The 20770-nt window shown below is 40.8% G+C and carries 19 protein-coding genes and 1 other annotated feature; of the genes, 17 read left to right on the top strand and 2 right to left on the bottom strand.

Going from position 1 to position 20770, the window contains the following annotated elements:
* The 11 genes from EKM65_RS02730 to EKM65_RS02690 all read left to right on the top strand — a co-directional run.
* On the top strand, positions 1–3310 hold a 3310-nt coding region (locus EKM65_RS02730), incomplete at its 5' end, for a phage tail spike protein (protein ID WP_125605247.1).
* Between the two features lie 8 nt (positions 3311–3318).
* A complete protein-coding gene (locus EKM65_RS02725; protein WP_125605245.1) occupies positions 3319–3633 on the top strand; it encodes a hypothetical protein in 315 nt (104 codons plus the stop codon).
* A complete protein-coding gene (locus EKM65_RS11530) occupies positions 3630–3761 on the top strand; it encodes a CD1375 family protein (protein WP_263853603.1) in 132 nt (43 codons plus the stop codon). Before EKM65_RS02725 ends, EKM65_RS11530 begins: the two co-directional genes overlap by 4 nt.
* Positions 3754–3897 carry a hypothetical protein gene (locus tag EKM65_RS11165; RefSeq protein ID WP_164506788.1) on the top strand — a complete coding sequence of 48 codons (144 nt, stop codon included), beginning with the start codon at positions 3754–3756 and terminating at the stop codon, positions 3895–3897. The genes EKM65_RS11530 and EKM65_RS11165 overlap by 8 nt, the downstream gene beginning before the upstream one ends.
* A 48-nt stretch (positions 3898–3945) precedes the next feature.
* Entirely contained in the window at positions 3946–4254 is a 309-nt protein-coding gene (locus tag EKM65_RS02720) for a dsRNA-binding motif domain-containing protein (RefSeq protein WP_125604248.1), read from the top strand.
* Between the two features lie 13 nt (positions 4255–4267).
* Positions 4268–4471 (top strand): phage holin, encoded by a 204-nt coding sequence (locus EKM65_RS02715; protein ID WP_125605243.1) that lies wholly within the window; start codon positions 4268–4270, stop codon positions 4469–4471.
* Positions 4471–5304, top strand: a complete 834-nt coding sequence (locus EKM65_RS02710; RefSeq protein ID WP_125605241.1) for an N-acetylmuramoyl-L-alanine amidase — start codon at positions 4471–4473, stop codon at positions 5302–5304. The genes EKM65_RS02715 and EKM65_RS02710 overlap by 1 nt, the downstream gene beginning before the upstream one ends.
* 364 nt (positions 5305–5668) lie before the next feature.
* Positions 5669–6655, top strand: coding sequence for an Abi family protein (locus tag EKM65_RS02705; protein ID WP_125605239.1), 987 nt, complete (start codon positions 5669–5671; stop codon positions 6653–6655).
* 649 nt (positions 6656–7304) lie between these two features.
* Positions 7305–7543: a binding site (T-box leader), on the top strand.
* A 230-nt stretch (positions 7544–7773) separates the two neighbouring features.
* Positions 7774–8919: a 5-methyltetrahydropteroyltriglutamate--homocysteine S-methyltransferase gene (locus EKM65_RS02700; RefSeq protein WP_125605237.1), complete on the top strand. Its 1146-nt coding sequence runs from the start codon at positions 7774–7776 to the stop codon at positions 8917–8919.
* Between the two features lie 29 nt (positions 8920–8948).
* Complete coding sequence (locus tag EKM65_RS02695) at positions 8949–10148, top strand: MalY/PatB family protein (RefSeq protein WP_225420379.1); 1200 nt, start codon at positions 8949–8951, stop codon at positions 10146–10148.
* A 14-nt stretch (positions 10149–10162) separates the two neighbouring features.
* Complete coding sequence (locus EKM65_RS02690) at positions 10163–11332, top strand: trans-sulfuration enzyme family protein (protein WP_125605235.1); 1170 nt, start codon at positions 10163–10165, stop codon at positions 11330–11332.
* A gap of 167 nt (positions 11333–11499) precedes the next feature.
* On the opposite strand, the gene EKM65_RS02685 is transcribed toward EKM65_RS02690, so the two are convergent.
* Both EKM65_RS02685 and EKM65_RS02680 read right to left on the bottom strand, forming a co-directional pair.
* Positions 11500–12051, bottom strand: coding sequence for a DUF3278 domain-containing protein (locus EKM65_RS02685; protein WP_125605233.1), 552 nt, complete (start codon positions 12049–12051; stop codon positions 11500–11502).
* Entirely contained in the window at positions 12035–12241 is a 207-nt protein-coding gene (locus tag EKM65_RS02680) for a helix-turn-helix transcriptional regulator (protein WP_125605231.1), read from the bottom strand. The genes EKM65_RS02685 and EKM65_RS02680 overlap by 17 nt, the downstream gene beginning before the upstream one ends.
* Positions 12242–12607: 366 nt before the next feature.
* Here EKM65_RS02680 and EKM65_RS02675 point away from each other — a divergent pair, with 366 nt between their 5' ends.
* From EKM65_RS02675 to EKM65_RS02650, 6 genes are all read left to right on the top strand, one after another.
* Positions 12608–13528, top strand: coding sequence for an ATP-binding cassette domain-containing protein (locus EKM65_RS02675; protein ID WP_125605229.1), 921 nt, complete (start codon positions 12608–12610; stop codon positions 13526–13528).
* Positions 13525–14295 (top strand): ABC transporter permease, encoded by a 771-nt coding sequence (locus tag EKM65_RS02670; RefSeq protein ID WP_125605227.1) that lies wholly within the window; start codon positions 13525–13527, stop codon positions 14293–14295. The genes EKM65_RS02675 and EKM65_RS02670 overlap by 4 nt, the downstream gene beginning before the upstream one ends.
* Positions 14296–14535: 240 nt before the next feature.
* On the top strand, positions 14536–15213 hold the full coding sequence (locus tag EKM65_RS02665) for a response regulator transcription factor (protein WP_125605225.1): 678 nt from the start codon (positions 14536–14538) through the stop codon (positions 15211–15213).
* A 15-nt stretch (positions 15214–15228) separates the two neighbouring features.
* A complete protein-coding gene (locus EKM65_RS02660; RefSeq protein ID WP_164506787.1) occupies positions 15229–16110 on the top strand; it encodes a sensor histidine kinase in 882 nt (293 codons plus the stop codon).
* A gap of 682 nt (positions 16111–16792) precedes the next feature.
* Positions 16793–18415, top strand: a complete 1623-nt coding sequence (locus tag EKM65_RS02655) for an ABC-F family ATP-binding cassette domain-containing protein (protein WP_125605223.1) — start codon at positions 16793–16795, stop codon at positions 18413–18415.
* 277 nt (positions 18416–18692) lie between these two features.
* The gene (locus tag EKM65_RS02650) at positions 18693–20699 is read left to right on the top strand and encodes a right-handed parallel beta-helix repeat-containing protein (RefSeq protein WP_125605221.1); all 2007 of its coding nucleotides are present in this window, start codon (positions 18693–18695) and stop codon (positions 20697–20699) included.
* Positions 20700–20770: the final 71 nt, after the last annotated feature.

Below are 20770 nucleotides of genomic sequence, written 5' to 3'. Positions count from 1 at the left end.
GGATTTAATCAATGAAACGGTTGGCGCTTACACAGCTGATAAAGCCTATAACGTTGCTTATTATATCGAGAAATTCACGGTTGATAGTGGCTTTGAGATTGGTGTCAATGAGATTAGTACGCTTTCACGGAAACTAGAATGGGAAGGCACTGACGAAACAGCATTGGCGCGAATTCTATCAGTCGCCACGCAGTTTGACGCAGAGCTGGATTTCTCATTCAAGATTGACGGTACTAACGTTGTACACCGCTACATCAACATTTACAAGAAGCGCGGTTCTGATAAGCAGGTCAGATTGTACCTTAATAAGGATATTAACAATATCGTTACCACTGGTAATACCTATGATTTGTACACGTCTGTTGTTGCGTCTGGTGGTACGCCCGAAGGGTCAGACAAGCCAATCACGTTAAAAGGGTATAAATGGACTGACCCAGACGGACGTTACACGCTGGGCACAGATGGTATCTTACGCGATACCGTCGCGGTTCGTTTGTGGTCACGGATTAAGAGTAACAATAATCCTAACCCAGAGGCTCATCATCTGCAACGTGTTAAATCGTATGAAGCAACCACACAAGCGTCATTACTCCAATCAGCGCTAGGTGGTTTGAAGAAAGCCGCTAATCCAGCGGTCAATTATGAGATTGATATCGCTGTAATGCCCGATAATATTGCGGTTGGTGACACAGTTCATATCGTTGATGATAACGAGGACTTGTATTTATCAGCACGTGTCTTGGAATTAAAGTACGATTATGCGCTTGAACAATATACGGCTACACTAGGCGATTACTTGATTGAAGTAAGTACCGTGGACGAAAGACTAAAAGAACTTGCTGACAATTTAAAAGAAATGCCTAAATCAATTACCTACTATCCGTGGGTTCGCTATGCAGATGACGACCAAGGGAATGGGTTCAGTACGTTGCCACAGGGTAAGGCTTATATGGCAGTTGTGTTCGGTAAAGTCAGCACACCTAGCGATAATGTCGCTGATTATGCTGGAAAGTGGCAGAAGACACTGGGGAATGATGGTCAAGACGGGACTGATGGTATCGAAGGCCCCAAGGGTGATGACGGCCAAACAACGTACTTCCACAAAGCCTATGCGAATAGCTCTGATGGTAAGACTGGCTTTAGTATCACTGATCCAAGTGGCAAAGCATATCTCGGTACGTACAATGACTTCACTAAGGCCGATTCAACCGACCCAGCTAAATATCTTTGGCAACTCGTAAAAGGCGATAAGGGCGATAAAGGCAGTGACGGTTTACCTGGTAAAGATGGTGTCGGTATTGCTACAACCGTGGTCACTTATCAGGCATCAACGAGTGGTACAACCGTTCCAAGTGGCACATGGTCAGCTAGTGTGCCAACCGTCACCAAAGGTCAGTATCTCTGGACACGGACTATTTGGACTTATACGGATAAATCAAGTGAAGTTGGCTATTCTGTTGCTTATGTGGCCAAAGACGGTAATTCAGGTTCCGACGGTTTACCGGGCAAAGACGGTACAGGTATCAGGTCAACAGTGATTGAGTATGCAGTCTCTTCAAGTGGCGTCACTAAGCCAACGACAGGTTGGTCAGCGTCAATTCCTGACGTGGCGGCTGGTCAATTTATGTGGACGCGTACAACGTGGTCATATACCGACGGTACTAATGAGACTGGCTACTCTGTTGCTAAAGCCGGTAAGAACGGTGCTAACGGTAAAGATGGTGCAGATGGCAAGACGCCTTATTTTCATCAAGCGTGGGCAGATAGTCAGGATGGAAAAACTAACTTCTCTACAACGGTCTCGTTAGGTAAAAAGTATTTGGGAACATACACCGACTTCATATTGGCTGGCAGCACTGATCCAACCCAATATCGTTGGACAGAATTAGTTGGCGCAATGGAAGTTGGTGGCGAGAATTTAATTCGCAATGGTAATTTCATCAATCAAACAAGCACGCATTGGCGTGACTGGAATGGTGCAACAGGAGCTACACGTGAAATTTCAAAGCCGGGCACTGATTGGCCAGCAAACACTGGTGGTGTAATACATTTAGTTAATCCGAACGGTGGCCAGTGGGGCTATGCTCAAGACGATATTAAAGTCGCCAAAGGTGGAACGTATACAATATCTGCTGTTGTTATAGGAACACAGGGAACTAAAGTAGCACTTCAACATGGTAATGGTGGAACTGATGCATGGCAAGCCAAAGAAATAGTTAAGCCGACATCTGGAATGGATACACTTAGCTATACATTTAAGGTTGGCAATGATGCTGAAACCACAAATATCTATGTTGGCTTTGGGCCAAATGGTAAGGGAACAGTTTGGATGTCAAGAATAACGCTACAAAAAGGAAATGTTGCGACTGACTGGGAACCAGCTCCCGGAGATACTGATGAAAAAATCGATGCAATCATTCCGCCTCCATCTTCCGGTATTAATTATCCATCTAATCCGAAAAAAGGGCAGCAACACTGGTTGACCGATGCAAATGGCAAGCCAAAAGGACTATTCCAATATGACGGTTCTAAGTGGGTGGCCGTACCGGTTAACGCCGACGCAATCAGCGCAAACACGCTAAATGGTATGACTATCAATGGTGTCACCATTAACGGTTCAACTATCAACTCACCGAATATCAATGTTCCGTTCAATAATGTAACAGCCAATCCTGATGAACCAGCCGATTCGCCTTATGCACAGCTAGTTAGCGGCACGACTAAACTAACGTCTAATTTGGAAATTTCCGCTAACCTAACTGATGGAACAAACAAGACACCGCAATGGGTGAAAACATTAGTGTCGCCACAAGGGTTTTCAAATATTATCTCAACACCGGACGCTTCTAAACCACTGTATCAAACTGATATATCGTTTGGATCAATGTTTCTATCTGAGTGGCATAGTGATGTCACAGCAAACGATGGCTTTGTTTCATCTTATTTAAAAGCTGGAGACGCAGCCACATATGAACGAAAAGATACCATAAATGATACGGCTAATTTCAAAGGAGCTGTGGTCAGATACTCACGTAAAGGAATGCAGGTTAATGTTGGTTTTTCATTTATGTTGTTAAGTGATACTGGGTGGGTTGGCCTATCGGCAATTCCTAAAGGCTATACGCCGGCAAGCCTAGCAAGTGTGGGTATTACATGTCCTTCACTATCATACCGAGGCTACTCATGTGTTGTTTATCCAAACAGTGATGGTTGGCGATTAATCCCAACGACTGGTCAAGGTAATGGTACTTTTCAGGGGACAGTAAGCTATGTAACATACGATGATTATCCTTATAATGACGCAAAGTAGGTGAATGTATGAAGATAAATGCAAAAGTAGAAGATGGTTTACTGACCGGCTGGGGCTATGCCAGTGATGAGCGTGCCGTTGGTGAAGAACATAACGGTTTAACTGTCTATGAAGTCAACGATACAAGTCAGCTGGTTGGCGGTCATACTCATTTGATTAATGGTGTATTCGTATTAGACTCTGACTATCAAGAACCGGAGCCACCACAGCAACAAGAACCATCACCGGCCGAACAGGTAACTGCACTCAAACAGCAGAATGATGAGTTGCAGTCAGCACTGCTAGAGTTGTCAGATATTTTGCTATCAGGAGGCTTATCATGAAGCTAGAATTCGTTACTAAGCTGTATGCAGATGCAGTGCTATCAGGCGAACGGACGCTAGAGTCTGTTCCTGAAATATTGCGTGAACAAGTATTAACAATCATAAAGGAGAGAAAAGATAATGCTTAAATATAAACTTAGTTCTTTAGCAGCTTTATATGCTGCAAACGTATTGGACGGCGGTCGGACGATTGATGAAGTCCCAGCTATTATCAGACCAGAAGTCGAGAGAATCTTGGGTTTATCAAGTGGCGACGCAGAATAGTCGCCGTATTAGTAGCCGGTTCCATCATATTAATAGGAAGTGATGCACTTGGAAGATTTAAAAGAAGAAGTTAAAGATCACGGTGACCGACTTAATAGAGTTGAGAAGGACGTTCAGAACTTGCGTGAAGATTTGCGCTCCGGATTACAGCGAGTTGACAGTTCAAATCAATATTTACGTGAGCAGAACAATCAAATCTTGAAAGAAATTTTAAAACGCAACAATAGCGCTGAACAACATGATTTTGAAATTCAAAAAATAACTAAAGGCAATCAGCTTAAAATGTTTGGCATGATTTTTGGCGCTAGTGGGTTAGCTGCAGTTGTGATTGATGTCATTGTGAAGTTATTTAAATAAGGAGAGGTTAATTATGAAATTACCAAATAAAGTTTACGACAGCCTTAAATGGGCTCTAACTATTGCGGCACCCGCTTCGATCGTTTTGATCAAAGCATTAGGCGCAATTTACCACTTCGATACAGACGCAATCACAGCCACGATCGCGGCGGTTGCAACGTTTGCTGGTTCATTATTTATGATCAGCTCAACTCAATATAAGAAGGAGGACAAGTAATGTCTGGAGAAGTTTTCAGCAAGTTAATTACTAGCGTCAATCCTAAGATTATGAACTATAGTTCTCGTGGTGGGCACAAGATTGACCGGATTGTTATTCATCACAACGCAACCACGAATAAAAACGTGGCCATGAACACTTGGGTAAAAGGCGGTCGCGCTAACACATCTGCTCACTATGAAGTGACGCCGACCGAGATTATCGGTTGCATTAGCGAATCGGACGCTGCTTGGCACTGTGGTGGTACTGGTGGTGCTGATAAGCCTAAAATGTCATATCCTAACCAACGGAGTATTGGTATCGAGAATGTTAATAAAACAGGAGCACCAAAGTGGGAAGTTGATCATAAAACGATTATTAACACGGCTAAACTGGTAGCAGACATCTGCAAACGATACGGTATCCCGTTAGATCGTCAGCACGTATTAGGTCACAAAGAAGTAACTGCCACAGCTTGTCCGGGTGGGATTAACGTTGATGAAGTGGTTCAACTAGCCAAGGGCTATTATTATGGCGGCACTCATGATGAACCCGGTATCCCTGGTAAAGCGGGTATCCCGGCAGCTAAACCGGCTTCAACAGGCTGGATTAAGCAGAACGGTACGTTCACAGTCACCACACCGGGTGGTATCAAATTGCGTTCTGGTTCAGCGAGCACTAAATCACCGTTGATTGCGGTCTTGCCAAAAGGTAGCGTCGTTAAATATAACGCGTATGGCTACGCTGGCGGTTACGTATGGATTCGTCAACCTCGTAATAACGGCTATGGTTATTTGCCGACCGGGAATGCTTCCGGAAATAAACGTACATCATATTGGGGTAACTTCAAATAAGCTTGCTAAACGAACATTGTATTAATAGCATAGTGAAGTGAGATTTTGATGCTCATCACTATTCCAGTAAAGCCACCTTCTAACGATGAAGGTGGCTTTATTTTTTTGCATTAAAATAAAAAAATCTACGTTCATTCGTGTATTTATAATTGTCAGGTAAAAACTGACATTCTTCCTCTTCGAGGCGATTTTTGACACTAGCTTCTATCCTTCGTATGTAGAAGCTTATTTTTTTATTCAAAATTGTTGATTATGAATTTGAATTGGTGTATAAATTACATATAGAAGTCAATCCCTTCGCGTCCACTTTAATTAGTGGCAGGTAAGCCCTGAAAGCGAAGGTTTTTTTGTAGGTGAAAATATTATGAATCAGCCCCCACAGCTTACCTTTGAAGAACAAAGGGAAAAACTAGAAAAATTAGGAATCGTTTTTAATCAGCAAGAAGAGGCCAGAGATATCAGAACAATCGAAACAATTGGGTATTATAAACTTAAAGAGTTTGCAATGCCATTTAATCGTCCAGTTGCTGGTTCAACGGAAAAGATCCATTTTGAAAACCTTACATTTAAGGCTTTAATTGCAAGATATTATCAAGACAAAAATTTACGAATCAATATTTTGCATGCCATTGAAGACATTGAGGTCTTTTTGAGAAATGAGGTAGCAAAACTACTTGGTGAAAAATATGGTGCTTTTGGATATCTTCGATTTGCTAATTGGTGTGATAGGACCCAACCTAAGTTTACAATTGAAGAACAACAGTATCGATTTAAAAAGAACTTGTTAAAAAAAGTAAAAAAATCAAATATGCCGGATATTAGGTACTCAGATAACCTTAATAATGATAATTTTCCAACAGTTTGGCTAATGATTGATGCACTCACGTTTGGTGATATAGTATCTCTGTTAAAAATATTGTCAAAAGGAAACTTGAGAATTATAAGTAAAAAGTTTGACTGTACCGCAGAAGAGTTGCTCTCATGGTGTGGTTGTTTAAATCTTGTCAGAAATATTTGCTGCCACAATGCCGATTTATTGGATATTAAGTTTACAACGGCTCCTAAAATACCAACTGCCTACGCAAATAACTTAGTTCATACTGGTAACGACTATACTAGAGGAATAGCTGTTGCTGTGTTCATAGTTATGAAACTAATGCAAAATGTAAATCCTAAATACGATTTTGGTGATGTGCAAGCATCATTAAAGAGTATCGTTAACAGAAATCAGAATCTAGCCATTGATTTAGGCTTTATCGATTTAGATGCTCTTAATAAAATTCCGTCTGTAAGACACAAAAAATTTAAAGCACGAAAGAAACATAGACATTCGTCTCAAAAGGCTAGTTAATATCATATATAATAGAAGAAAGAAGTCAATTAACTTAATTTTTAGATCAATTTGCCTGTGGATAAGTCATAATGCGGTACAAAAGTGGTAATTCATCGTCTATCGCTTGATATAGTATAACAAGTTACTATCGAGTGGGAATAGGCCATTAAAATTTAAAACAGATTCAGCCCCGTTATAACCGATTAAAAGGTTGTAACGGGGTTGTTTTTTTATTCTTAAATGCATGGTTTTTTCAATGATAAAGGTTTGACTGTTGACATCTGTAAAAAGATTGAAAGCATATCAAGAGACAACGGTATTACTATTTAACGGCTAATTACCAGTTACGTTGTACGATAAAGTGCAACATAAAAGTTGGAAAAACAAATGGCCTTCTGCTGCTAAGATATATTTCCGGTATTTGCAGTTAAGTATATCTTTCATTTTCGCGGAAGTTTGCTGAAGATTGAGACAATTTAAGATAGTACTTTGAAAGTACAATTTGGTTCTACCTCTGGAAAAATCGTCGCGACAAGATCGAGTGAGGGTAAAATAAACGGTGATTGTTGTAAAATTGCAGAGGCCAAAATGAAATTCAAAATAATATGATAATCAGCTTGACAACTTTGTCAGCAATGACTATACTAGCAATTAAATTGATAAAGATTAGAGTGCAATGAAAAGATAAGTAGAAACTTTCTCATTATTCTCAGAGAGCCTGATATGGTGTGAGCAGGTAATAATGAACTTTCAAAAATGGTCTTGAAGCATTGTAATGGCGAGCCGTGAGGTGAGCTATTGCTGGGTACGCCCATTAAAGCGTCAAGGTATGAGTTCGTACCTAGTGAGTGGTCACGTGTGAGCGTGATCAAAAATAAGGTGGTAACACGATAAGTCGTCCTTACTTTTGCAATTGCAAAAGTGGGGACTTTTTTTATTTTCAAAATTAATTAAGGCTGGTGGAGCAATGGCCAACGTAACTGTTTATTATTTACATTTTAATAAGACGACCACGGCAGTTTACTTACACGGCGATGGCATTGGTGATTACCGAATGCCTCGTTAAAGTAACAAGCAAGCGTGGATCGTCATTAAAGAAGAAATTAAAAAATTATGATTAAAATTTAAGGAGTGCAATATTTATGACAACAACTATTAAACCACCATTTCGTTACGACATCGTCGGTAGTTTCTTACGACCAGAAAAATTAAAGGCAGTGCGTGCAGACTATGCGGCCAAAAAGATTACTGCGGCTGAACTTAAAGCAACTGAGGACGAAGCAGTCAAGAACTTAGTCGATTTACAACTTGAACATGGACTAAAAGCAGTGACTGATGGCGAATTTCGTCGGAGTTGGTGGCATTTAGATTTCTTTGCCGGTCTTTTGGGCACCACTTACTTCACGCCAGAACAAGGTTATTTCTTCCATGGCGGTGAAACTCGCGCCGGCGGAATTCGTTACGTTGATCGCGTTCGTTATAATCCTGATCATCCTTTCTTTAAAGGGTTCGAATTCTTGCAACAGATCACACCCAAGACTGCTGTTGCTAAGCAAACAATTCCTAGTCCGTCCGTATTTTTCCCGAACACGGCCGCTGAAATTTATGATGATTACTATGGCGACAATCTAGACCAGTTATATACTGATTTGACGGCTGCTTATCAACAAACAATTCAACACTTTTACGACTTAGGCTGCCGTTACTTACAGCTTGATGACACTTCTTGGGGAATGTGGGCTAGTTTTGCGGCTGATCAACATTTGACGACTGACGTGAGTCCACAGATCAAACCATTAGCTGACGCTGCTGTCAAAATTATTAACGAGTTGGCTGATCACAAACCTGCTGATCTGACCTTGACGATGCACGTTTGCCGTGGTAATTACAATTCTGATTGGGCTGGTGCCGGTGCTTATGATCCAGTGGCAGATTATCTCGCTCAGTTACACATTGATGGTTACTTCTTGGAATATGACGATGAACGATCAGGCGGCTTTGCACCACTGGCAAAAATTGCCGCTAATGGTCGCCATCAAAAAATTGTCTTGGGCTTGATTACATCCAAGCGGCCAGAATTAGAAAGCTTTGCGACACTCAAGGCACGATTGGATGATGCCAGTCAATATGTGCCATTAGCTGACCTCTGCTTATCACCACAATGTGGCTTTGCTTCAACTGAGGAAGGTAATCAATTAACTGAAGCACAACAATGGGCCAAGATCGACCTTGTTGTACAAACAGCTCAACAGATTTGGCCAAATAATACAACTAAGGCTTAAGTTTAATAGAAAGTGTGATCCATGTGACAATTGTTTTGACGCCTTCACTACAGGAATTTATTCAAGATCATCTGGTTGATCGGCAACACACAGACAGTCTTAAATGGGACGCTTTAGCAGAACGTTTCGGTGATCCATCCTTATTGCCGCTGTGGGTAGCAGATATGGAATTCAAGACGCCGTTAGCTGTTCGGCAAGCTTTAATCCAGCAGGTTGAACATGGTGTCTTTGGCTATTCGCTAGTACCTGATCAGTACATCAACACCTTTATTGCCTGGCAACAAAAGCGACATCAAGTGACCTTACAAGCAGATTGGCTACGCTTTGATCAAGGTGTTGTTAATTCGCTTTATGCGATGGTTAATTGGCTGACGAAACTCAATGATCAAGTCTTAATCATGACGCCAGTTTATTATCCTTTTATTAATTCAATTAAGGATAATCACAGGCAAGTTGTTAGTGTTGATTTGATTGCTGGAGATAATGGTTGGCAAATCGACTTTGATCGCTTTGAAGCAGTTCTTAGTCAAGGGCAAATTAAGCTATTCATTCTTTGTTCGCCGCATAATCCTGTTGGTCGTATTTGGACAGCAACTGAGTTAGAGCAAATCTTGGCGCTCTGTCATCGTTATCATGTTCCTGTTGTTGCAGATGAAATTCATCAGGATTTTGAGATTGGTTCGCAAAAGTTTACGTCAGTTTTGACCATTGCCAACGGGCGTTATCAAAACGAAGTCGTGGTACTCAATGCACCATCTAAGACGTTCAACTTGGCTTCACTACTCAATTCTCATGTTATTATCCCCAATCCCGAATGGCGTCAGCAATATGACACGTTTATCAAAACCATCCATCAAACGGAAAATAGTTTATTAGGGCAAATCGCCGGACAAGCCGCTTATGAATTCGGTGGGCCATGGCTTGATCAGTTGTTGCAGGTGATTCGTTATAATTACCAGACGCTCACGAATACATTAGCTGATCATTGTCCTGAAATTCAAGTGAGCACTTTAGAGGGCACTTATCTAAGTTATCTTAACTTAGCACCTTTGATTGCTGCTGATCATATTCAAGATTTTGTTCAGCGTCAATGTGGGCTCGCCGTTGATTACGGTCGATGGTTTTCACCCCGGACACCAACTTACATTCGGTTAAATCTTGCAACAGATCCTGCGATTGTCGCAACTGCAGCCGAACACCTTGCCACTCAATTAGCATTACTCAGATAGAAAGAAGCTTGATCATGACTGAAAACAAGACTACTTCATCACTACACTACGATTCTCTGGTCGTACAAGGTGCGCCCGCACGACAAAATGAGTACGGGGCGATTATGCCGCCAATTTTTCTCAGCACTACTTATCGTTTTGAAGATTTGGACCACCAAGGGACGTATGAGTATGTGCGGACGCAAAACCCAACGCGCGAGAAGGCCGAGCGGTTGATCGCTCGTTTAGAAGATGCCCGCTACGCCTTTGGTTTCAGTTCTGGGATGGCTGCGTTAGCAACAATTTTTGAACATTTTAAACCTGGCGATCATATCATCAGCTCAGCTAATATTTACGGGGGGACTTATCGTTTCTTCAGCGATCTGTTCACGAAGAATCAGATTGCCTATAATTTCAAACAAGATTTAAACGCTTTGACGGATGCTGATTTCAAAGAGAACACGCGGGCTGTTTATATTGAAACACCGTCTAATCCAACGTTACGCGTCACCGATATTGCCAAAGTCGTCGCGTTAGCGCATCGCCATCACGCACTAGTTATTTGCGACAATACTTTCATGACAAGTTACTTACAACGACCTTTGGCGCTTGGGGCCGATATTGTTGCCTATTCTGCGACCAAATATTTCGGTGGCCACGCTGATTTATGTGCCGGATTCATTGCGTTAAATGATCCTAGCTTAGCTGAAGAATTCTATTTCTTCCAAAATACGCTTGGTGCGACGCTCAGTCCCTTTGACAGTTACACACTTATTCGCGGAACGAAGACCTTGGCACTACGACTAGATCGGCAACAAGAAAACGCGAAAGCTGTCATCGCCGCATTACAAAATGATCCAGCAATTGACGAGGTCTACTTCCCCGGCTCCAGCAACGCTGTTGAACACGAAATCCAGGCACGTCAGGCTCGTGGTAACGGTTCAGTAATCTCGTTTCGCGTGACTGAGGAAGTTGATTTGAAGCGTTTCTTCAATCAACTACAAATGATTGACTTGGCCGTTAGTCTTGGTGGGGTCGAGAGTATCATCTGTCGGCCGGCAACCTCGACCCACGAGCCTTATCCACAAGCAGAGCGTGAAAAACTTGGTGTTGATAACCAACTTGTCCGCTTTGCCGTCGGTATCGAAAATAAGGCTGACATTATCGCTGACCTTCAACAAGCCCTGGCTAGAAGTCGCAGTTAAGTTCATGAGAGTTCTTAAATAAGTTTTATTCATGTTGCAATAATGGCATGCTGAAAAGAAGCCGGGATTTTTATCCTGGCTTCTTTTAGTTTATTCAAAATTAATAAGGATTTAAATGTAGATTCTCTTTCAATTCTTTTGAGATACAGAATTTGATAAGAACTTACTTATTTATTTTTAGCCTGCTCAACAGCGCGTTTCAATGTAACTAACTTTCCCAATGTCAGAGCAGTACCGAAAAGCAGACCTATTCCCAGTGAACCGAGTAACCTTTCGAATTCTCGTGTACTCGTCTCAAAAACATTTCTGTTTGAGGTGAAGCTAATTATTATTCTCAAGAGATACACACCGATTCCATATCCTAGTCCAACGAATATACCGTGGATGATTGTTCTGCGAAAATATCGGGGATATTCATTTTTGTCGAGGTCGATTTCCATTAAGTGCGCACGTTTGGCAGCAATCGAAATATATAATGGTAGCCCTAAAAAATAGACCAAAACGTTAGCCAGAATAACGATTAAAAAATGTTCTTTAGTCATTTGATCAAGGCTAAAAATATAAATAAATGTTGAAATAACGCCGTATAGTAAGGCGATGATGAACGCATTATTACCAATGCGGTTGATTTCACTCTTTTTGTATTCGTCTACAGGTTCCGCGACGCCATAGACAAGTTTCATCAATATCATCCAGAGTGTTTCATGATTCTTGCTCATTTGCTTCCCTCCAAAATAGTGTATCTAGGTCGACGCCGAGAGCCCAAGCTAGTTTCAAACATAAGTCAAGTGTTGGATTATACTTATCGTTTTCAATCATGTTAATTGTTTGTCGCGAAACGCCTATTTCCCGTGCCAATACTAATTGAGAGATTCCTTTCTTTTTTCGGTAATCTCGTACTTTGTTCACCTTGCGCCTCCCAGATTCAATGTGTCGTATATAACCGACTTTTTTATAAGCTAAGTATAACTGGCCTATTTTTAAAGTCAAGTATATACGACATTTCTTTTTTGAAAAGATGCCGATTTTATTTGTTCAGTGCTCTGTTACCATATTTTTAAAGCCATCAAACGTTATGGAATAATTATAAAAAAACTATTGATAATACTGAATTAAGACACTGCTTATGCTAAAATTACGATTCTCCGTACGAAATAATTGCACTGTATTAGTTATTAAAACGCAACCAAAACGTCAGAATTAAGAGTTATTTAAGATAGACTTAAGACGTCACTTTATGATTATCAGCTAAGATAGATTTTAGAGGTGATCAAAATGGATGAATCGGTTTTAGCACTGCACGATGTCAGCAAGCGGTTTGGGCACTATCAAGCTTTGAATCATATCAACATGTCTGTTTCTCGAGGCGATGTTTATGCTTTGATTGGTCAAAATGGTGCGGGTAAAACAACACTTATGCGTTTAATTACTGGTTTGGCGCCTTTGAACCAAGGTGAAATTATTTTGTTGGGTGAAAATGCCAAACATTATCGTCATGCTTTGAGTCGGATTGGCGCAATTATTGAAACACCAGTTGCTTTCGATAAGCTGACGGTTCTACAGAATTTGAAAGTGACTGCAATTCAACATGGTCTTTCTGAACAGCAGGAGATTGATGATGCCATCAACTTCGTAGGACTAAAAGAAAAGCGAACAACTAAGGCCAAACAACTTTCTTTGGGCCAGCGACAACGGCTGGGTTTAGCAACGGCTGTTTTGGCGCATCCTGATTTTTTGATTCTTGATGAACCGATTAATGGTTTGGACCCGGCTGGAATTATCGAGTTTCGGCAATTGCTACATCGGCTCAATACCGAGAAGCAAACGACAATTTTAATTTCTAGCCATATTTTGACCGAGTTATACCAAGTTTCAACACGTTTTGGTTTTCTGCATCAAGGTGCACTGATTAAAGAGTTGACTAAAGCTGAACTTGATGCCGAAAATCAAGCCGGTTTATTAGTTGATGTCGATGATGTCAATCACGCGTCACAACTTCTTGATCAGAAAGGAATTAAACAATTTACAGTTTTGAACGATCAACAGATTGTGATTGCAGAAGGACAAATTGAGTCTGCACAGTTAAACCAGTTGTTGGTGACTGCGGGTGTACAAGTTAATGCAATTACGCGGAAAGCCGGATCGTTAGAAGATTATTTCATGGCTTTAATTCATGAACAGGGGGTAGTAAAATGATTGCCCAAATACGAGCCGATTTGTATCGTCAGCGCCACACATTGGGAACATTCATTACCGCGTTACTGATTGTTATCTACGCTATCTTAATCGTTGGCTTCAAAACAGTTGGCGGTGTTATGGTTAGCGCGACTGAAAAACCTTTGGAAGCTTTGGACAACAAAAGTTGGTCTATCTTAGACAGCATTCACGCCGCAACTTTGTCCAGTACTGTTCTGCTGTATTTATTCATTGGTCTATTTACGATTGTGATTGGCTATGAATTTAATCATCACCTTTATAAAAATACTTTAGTCTCAGGATTATCGCGGCTGCAATTTATTTTGGCCAAATATTTTACGCTAGTCGTTAACTTTATTATTTTTATGGGTCTTTATTATTTAACGGCCTTTCTTTCAGCCTTAATTGTGCAGCGGCCTATGGGCACTAGTGTAGGTGAATTGCTGTTAGCTCTAGGAACAACGCTATGGACCACAACATTTTTCGTGAGTGTTATCTTTAGCCTAGCGATTTTAGTACTCATTGCGACTAGCTCGCTTGTCATTAGTGCTGTCTTCGTCGTGCTGTGGCCAATACTTATTGGGACGATCACACTGATCACTAATTGGCACTGGCTCGAATATGCTGACTTTTTCGGAGTTGCTAATCGAATTGCTTTTGGTCTTATTAGAAGTGATCAACTCTTTGGCTATATCATGGTTAGTTTTTGTGTACTAGTCATGAGTATTTTTATCTCAACCATGTTGATTCGCCGTAAGGAGCTGTAAAGAAGTACTGCCAATTACAGAAAGAAGATCAGAAATGATGACACGACTTCGAGCGGACTTATATCGGTAAACACATACGTTGTACTTGTTGCGTTTTGTTCTGACGACGTCTATTAACCTCATATAGGGACCAGTATTAGTTGATGATGACTGACAATTACCGCCATTCAGCAAATAAAATTTTGATTGCTCACTTCATAATTTATAGCTATACTAGGACATAGAAAAGGTGGAGACGTGATGGCAACAATTCTTGTAGTTGAAGATAATCTGGATATTCAAGATTTACTTGCAGAGGTTTTAAGACCGCAAGCAACTGTTATTCAGGCGTTAAACGGCGTTCAAGGCCTTCATGAATTTCGAACGGCTATGATTGATCTTGTGATCTTAGATTTAATGCTGCCTGGTGTCACTGGTGAGAGTGTCTTAAAGCAAATTCGTAAGACCTCAAATATTCCCGTTCTCGTTCTGACAGCCGTTCAGGATAAGGAACATATTGTCTCAGTTCTTAATGAAGGGGCCAATGATTATTTAACGAAGCCATTTGATCTGGACGAGTTAGTTGCCCGGGTCAATGTGCAACTACGTCACCTTCAACGAGACAATTTTGCTGACGGTGCTGAAAAACTAGTGGTTAGTGAATTGTGTCTTGATCCTAAAATGCATACTGTCACCATTAGCGGACGGATTCTCGATCTGCCAAAAAAAGAATTTGCACTACTGGCAGTTCTGATGAAACATCCTCATCAAGTCTTTTCCAAGTCTGCCTTGTATGAACAAGTCTGGCAAGAGCCTTATTTAGATTCTGAAAATACCTTGAACGTTCATTTGAGTAATCTACGAACCAAACTCAATGAATTTGAATCAAAACAAGTTTATATTACGACCATCTGGGGTATTGGTGTGCGCTTGTTGTAAGGAAGGGGTGAGTCGGTGATTTGGATTTTAGTTTTACTTTTAATGTTTTCATTGACTGTCAGTACATTATTGATTCTTGAATTGCGCCGCTTAATTATCGATTTGACTTATATCAATACCCATGAGACCAATGCTGAATTAACGACACAGACGAGTTGGCCTATCTTTACTCGGCTAGTTAAAGCAATCAATCACAGCCTCATTCAGAATCGTACTTTGAAAGAAGAGCACGTTCGGCAGCAACAGCAGGTTCATATGATGCTAACTAATCTCACACATGACATTAAGACGCCATTGACAGTTGCATCGGGTTATGTTCAACTTCTGCAGAAATCTGCACCAAACGATAATCATCTTAGTCGAATTGCCCATAATTTAACCGCTGTGAATTACTATTTACGTTATTTGATGGACTACAATCTCATTCAAGAACAAACGACAAGATTGCATCTAGAAAGTATCAATCTTACACAACTTATTCAGGTTCAACTTTTCGATGTCTTCGACGAGCTTACTGAACGCCAGCTCACCTTGATTCCCGATTTAGCTTCTGATGTTCAACTGAATACTGACAAAGAAATGGTGACCCGAGTTATCCAAAATTTAATTGGGAATTGGTTGAAGTATGCTAGTGGCACACTAACCGTGTCATTGGATGAGCCTGATTTAAAACATGTTCGTGTGGTTTTTGCTAATCAAACTAATGCGACTATTCCTGACGTCAGTCAGCTGACTGATCGATTTTACACAGGAGATCCGGCGCGTCAAGATAGTACTGGTTTAGGTCTAAGCATCGTTAATACCTTGATGACACAATTAAATGGCAAAATGAATTTACAAGCCGAAGATGGGTGGTTTCGCGTCACTTTGCAGTTTCTGCGAATAAATCAGGAATAGCAATTTTACTGGTTAAGTTTGAATTGATTTATGTTATTTTCCGCTTTCTATTTGGTGTTAGAATTGGTCTGGGATTATTTAAGCGTTACAGATTCTAGATGCAGCTATTATCTATGACAGACATCTCAAAAAAGCGAGAACTTGTTTTTAAACCGTAACCTGATATAATAAAGGTGAAATATCTCGAGCATGTCTCACCATGCACCAAGCCCCCTAACTGGTCTGAGTTAGGGGGCTTTTTTGACATTTTTTAAAAAAGCGGGTGCGCTGAAACGTTGCTACAGGACGGCACTGTCATTCATCCTTATGGTTCAGCCACCATTGGCAAACAATACCAATCAAGGTAATCGTCAGTGGCGCCCAAAAATTCTCGAGCATTAGCGTCTCACCTCCTCTCATTGCCGGAGGGTAGCAACACTTATAAATACGTTACAATCGATAAAAGTTATTTTTAAATTTTGCCAATTTTTATCATCATCGTTTATACTTCATCATTAAATATTGTCCAGTGCTCGGTCAAGAACCTGATCAAGATAGAATGTCTTTGACAAAGACATGTTACTCGGGATAGAATAATAGCATTGAGCCAAATTACTAAATATCATGACCAGAATGTGCAAATAATTAAGCCAACAGCGTTGCTGCTGGCTTTTAGTATAAACAAAGGAAAAGGGATAAATATTTGATTACAATTAGTAACATGAGCCTTACTTTAGATGGCCATAAATTATATGAAGACGTGAATTTGAAGTTTATTGCTGGTAATTGCTACGGTGTGATCGGTGCTAATGGCGCCGGCAAATCGACGTTCCTTAAATTGTTGGAAGGTAAATTACAACCAAGTTCTGGATCGGTTAGCATTGAAACCAACAAGCGAATGTCTAGTTTGGTCCAAGATCACTTTGCTTTTGATAATTTCACTGTGATTGATACGGTTATTCAGGGGCACAAAGAGCTTTATTCAATCATGCTGGAAAAAGATGCTTTGTATGCTAAAGAGGATTTTAGTGAAGCAGATGGTATTAAGGCGGCCGAACTTGAGGGGCGTTTTGCTGAACTTGATGGTTGGAATGCAGAAATCGAAGCAGCACAATTACTAAACGAGTTAGACATTGACGAATCTTTGCAACAACAAAAGATGAGCGAAATGTCTGAACCACAAAAAGTAAAGATTCTGCTAGGGCAGGCGCTATTTGGCAAGCCTGATATTTTATTATTGGACGAACCAACGAACGGTTTAGATATGCAAACTGAGTCTTGGCTGGAGAACTTCTTGGCCAGTTTCCCTAACTTAGTCATCGTTGTTTCTCATGACCGTCACTTTTTGAATCAGGTTTGTACAAGCATGTGTGATGTTGACTTCGGGCAAATTAAAATGTTCGTCGGTAATTATGACTTCTGGCTGGAATCAAGTCGCTTAGCTACCAAGCTGGCGGCGCAACAGAATAGTAAAAAAGAAGAGCAGATTAAGCAGTTGCAAGAATTTATTGCGCGTTTCTCTGCCAATGCCTCTAAATCTAAACAGGCAACGTCGCGAAAAAAACAATTGGATAAGATTTCGCTAGATGATCTTAAACCATCCTCCCGGAAATATCCATTCGTCAAATTTAACTTTGATCGGCAATTAGGCAATGATTTGTTGCGGGTCGAAAATGTTTCTAAGACGATCGAAGGTGTGAAGGTGTTGGACAATATTAGTTTTATTGTTCGCCCTGACGAAAAAGTCGCAATTATGTCGCGTAACGATTTAGCTTCGACAACAATGATGCAGATTTTAGCTGGTGATTTAGAACCTGACGAAGGTACTGTAACTTGGGGCGTAACGAGCACACGTTCTTATTTACCAAAGGATACAAATTCGGCCTTTAATGATGAATCATTAGATATTCTCGATTGGTTGCGCCAATTCGCTGAGCCGGGCGAAGATGACAATACTTTCTTGCGGGGTTTCTTAGGTAAGATGTTATTCTCTGGCGATGAGATTGAGAAGAAGATTGCGGTTTTGTCTGGTGGCGAAAAAGTTCGTTGTATTCTTTCTAAGATGATGTTGCTGAAGGCTAATACTTTGATTATGGATGATCCGACTAATCATCTGGATTTGGAATCAATCACGTCGTTAAATGATGGCTTAGTTGATTTTAAGGGCGCTATTATTTTTACGTCGCATGATCATCAATTCATTCAGACTATTGCTAATCACATCGTCGAGGTTTCTGCAAAAGGTGTGGTTGATCGTGCAGAAACAACGCTAGATGAATTTTTGACGCATGATGTCACACAGGCGCGAGTTAAAGAACTGTATTAAAATTTAGAGCACGACTAAATGACAGAAGTGGCACAGAAAACGACTTGAATTTTACCATGATACCAAAAATGGAACTGGGATATTTACCCAAGTTCCATTTTTTGTGTTTTGAGAATGCTAGTCTTTCATCCTTTTTAAAGCATGTACCTGACGATTAATAATTAGCAAACTTTGTACCGCTAAAAAAGTAATAATCACCATCGACATTTGCTCGGTTCTTAGATACAATGGTCTCGGTTTTGTAAACGCTTTAAGTGAAATAGTGAGGAGACAGCACATGAAAATTTATGTTGATGCAAAGGCGACTTTTGCTGGTGACGGGACGAAAGAACGACCTTACAAGTTAATTAATGAAGCTGCAAAAATAGCAATGCCTGGCGATGAAGTTCTAGTCTTGCCTGGAACTTATCGCGAGAACGTTAATCCGATTCAGGCGGGAACTGAAGCTGCCCGGATTACTTATCGCAGTGTTGAACCATTGGCGGCCGAAATTACTGGTGCCGAAATTGTCGCTAATTGGCAACCATATCAAGCTAATGTTTGGGTTGTGCGGATTAACAATAGTGTTTTCGGTTCATATAATCCGTATACTACATTTGTAATGGGTGATTGGTACATGGGACCGGTCAATAAGCACACCGGTGCTGTTTATTTGAATGATTTACAGCTTTATGAAACAACAAGCTTGGCAGATTGTTTGCAAGCAGAAATTTATCCACAATCTTGGGACCCTGAGCATTCAATCTACAAGTGGTATACCGAGCAGGATGAAACAAGTAATGACACGATCATCTACGCAAACTTTCAAGGGAAGAATCCCAATCAAGAACAAGTTGATATTAACGTACGTCGTGAAGTTTTTTGGCCACAAGCAACTGGTGTTAATTATATTACCTTATCAGGATTCAAGATTAACAAAGCGGCAACAACTTGGGCACCACCAGCAGCTTATCAGGATGGCATGGTTGGTCCGCATTGGTCGAAAGGTTGGATCATCGAGAATTGTGAGATTAGTCATAGTCGTTGTGCAGGAATCTCGCTGGGCAAATACCGCGATCCAGACAATGATCATTACTTTACGTACAAGCATGTTAAATCACCGACACAAATGGAACGTGACGCTGTTTGCCGCGGACAATATCATGGTTGGCTAAAAGAAAATATTGGGCATCACATTGTCCGTCATTGTAATATTCATCATTGCGAACAAGATGGTATTGTGGGCCGTCAAGGCTGTGTTTTCAGTTTAATTGAAGATAACCATATTCACCACATTAACAACATGCAAGAACTGGCAGGTGCTGAGATTGCCGGAATTAAACTCCACGCTGCAATTGACGTCATTATTCGTCGTAATCATTTTGACTGGACAACAATGGGCGTTTGGTGTGATTGGGAAGCGCAAGGAACGCGAATTAGCCAGAATCTTTTTGATCACAATTATCCACCTGCAGGAACGGCACATCGAATTGCTGGCGCAATGCAGAGCCAGGATATCTTTGTTGAAGTTAGTCATGGACCAACTCTGATTGACAACAATGTCATGTTATCCAAAGTCTCATTGAGAATGCCGACCGAAGGATTAGCTGTCGTTCATAATTTAATGTTGGGTTCATTGACTTGTGTTGGCGAAGGGACAGATTATCCCGGTCGCGGCGTGAAACAACCGCGTTATACCCCATATCATATTCAACATCGAACAGAAGTGGCCGGTTTTCAAACGATTCTGCATGGTGATGACCGCTTCTATAATAATATCTTTATTCAGAACTGGCCTGTTGAAGGTCAAGATGATGAAGAGAATAGAGAAGTTGGTACAGCAATCTTCGATGACGACTATCAGACGTATGACGAGTGGTATCAACCTTTTAAGTCTTTAGAGGGTAAGGCTGCTCAAGAAATGGATATGGATAATTTGGCCGCTCACCAATTTGCTCATTTGCCAATTTGGGCTGGTGGTAATGTTTACTTAAACGGTGCTAAAGCTTGGAATAAAGAAGGTAATAAATTCGTGGATGATCAGCACCAAGTTGCTTTTGACTTGATGGATCAAGATGGGAAATTAACAATTAAGACGAATCTTTATGACGTGTTAGCTAATTTCAAAACGAATGTCCTGACCTCTAATGATTTAGGCGAGGCGTTTGAACCAGAGCAGCGTTTTGAAACGCCGGCGGGTGACGATATCCAGTTTACAGAAGACTATTTCGGCAATCATCGTGGTGTAGCAACGCTTCCGGGACCCTTTGCTGACAGCAATGATGTCGCTCAAGCGCTTAATTAAATTTGCGAGTCTCAAGCTAAACGTTTGTTGCAGATCATTGCTAGTAATCTCTTGCCAAAAATAGTGGGCTT

Source organism: Lapidilactobacillus bayanensis (genome assembly GCF_003946695.1).
GTDB classification, from domain to species: Bacteria; Bacillota; Bacilli; order Lactobacillales; family Lactobacillaceae; genus Lapidilactobacillus; species Lapidilactobacillus bayanensis.
This window is presented reverse-complemented; position numbering and strand designations above follow the sequence as displayed.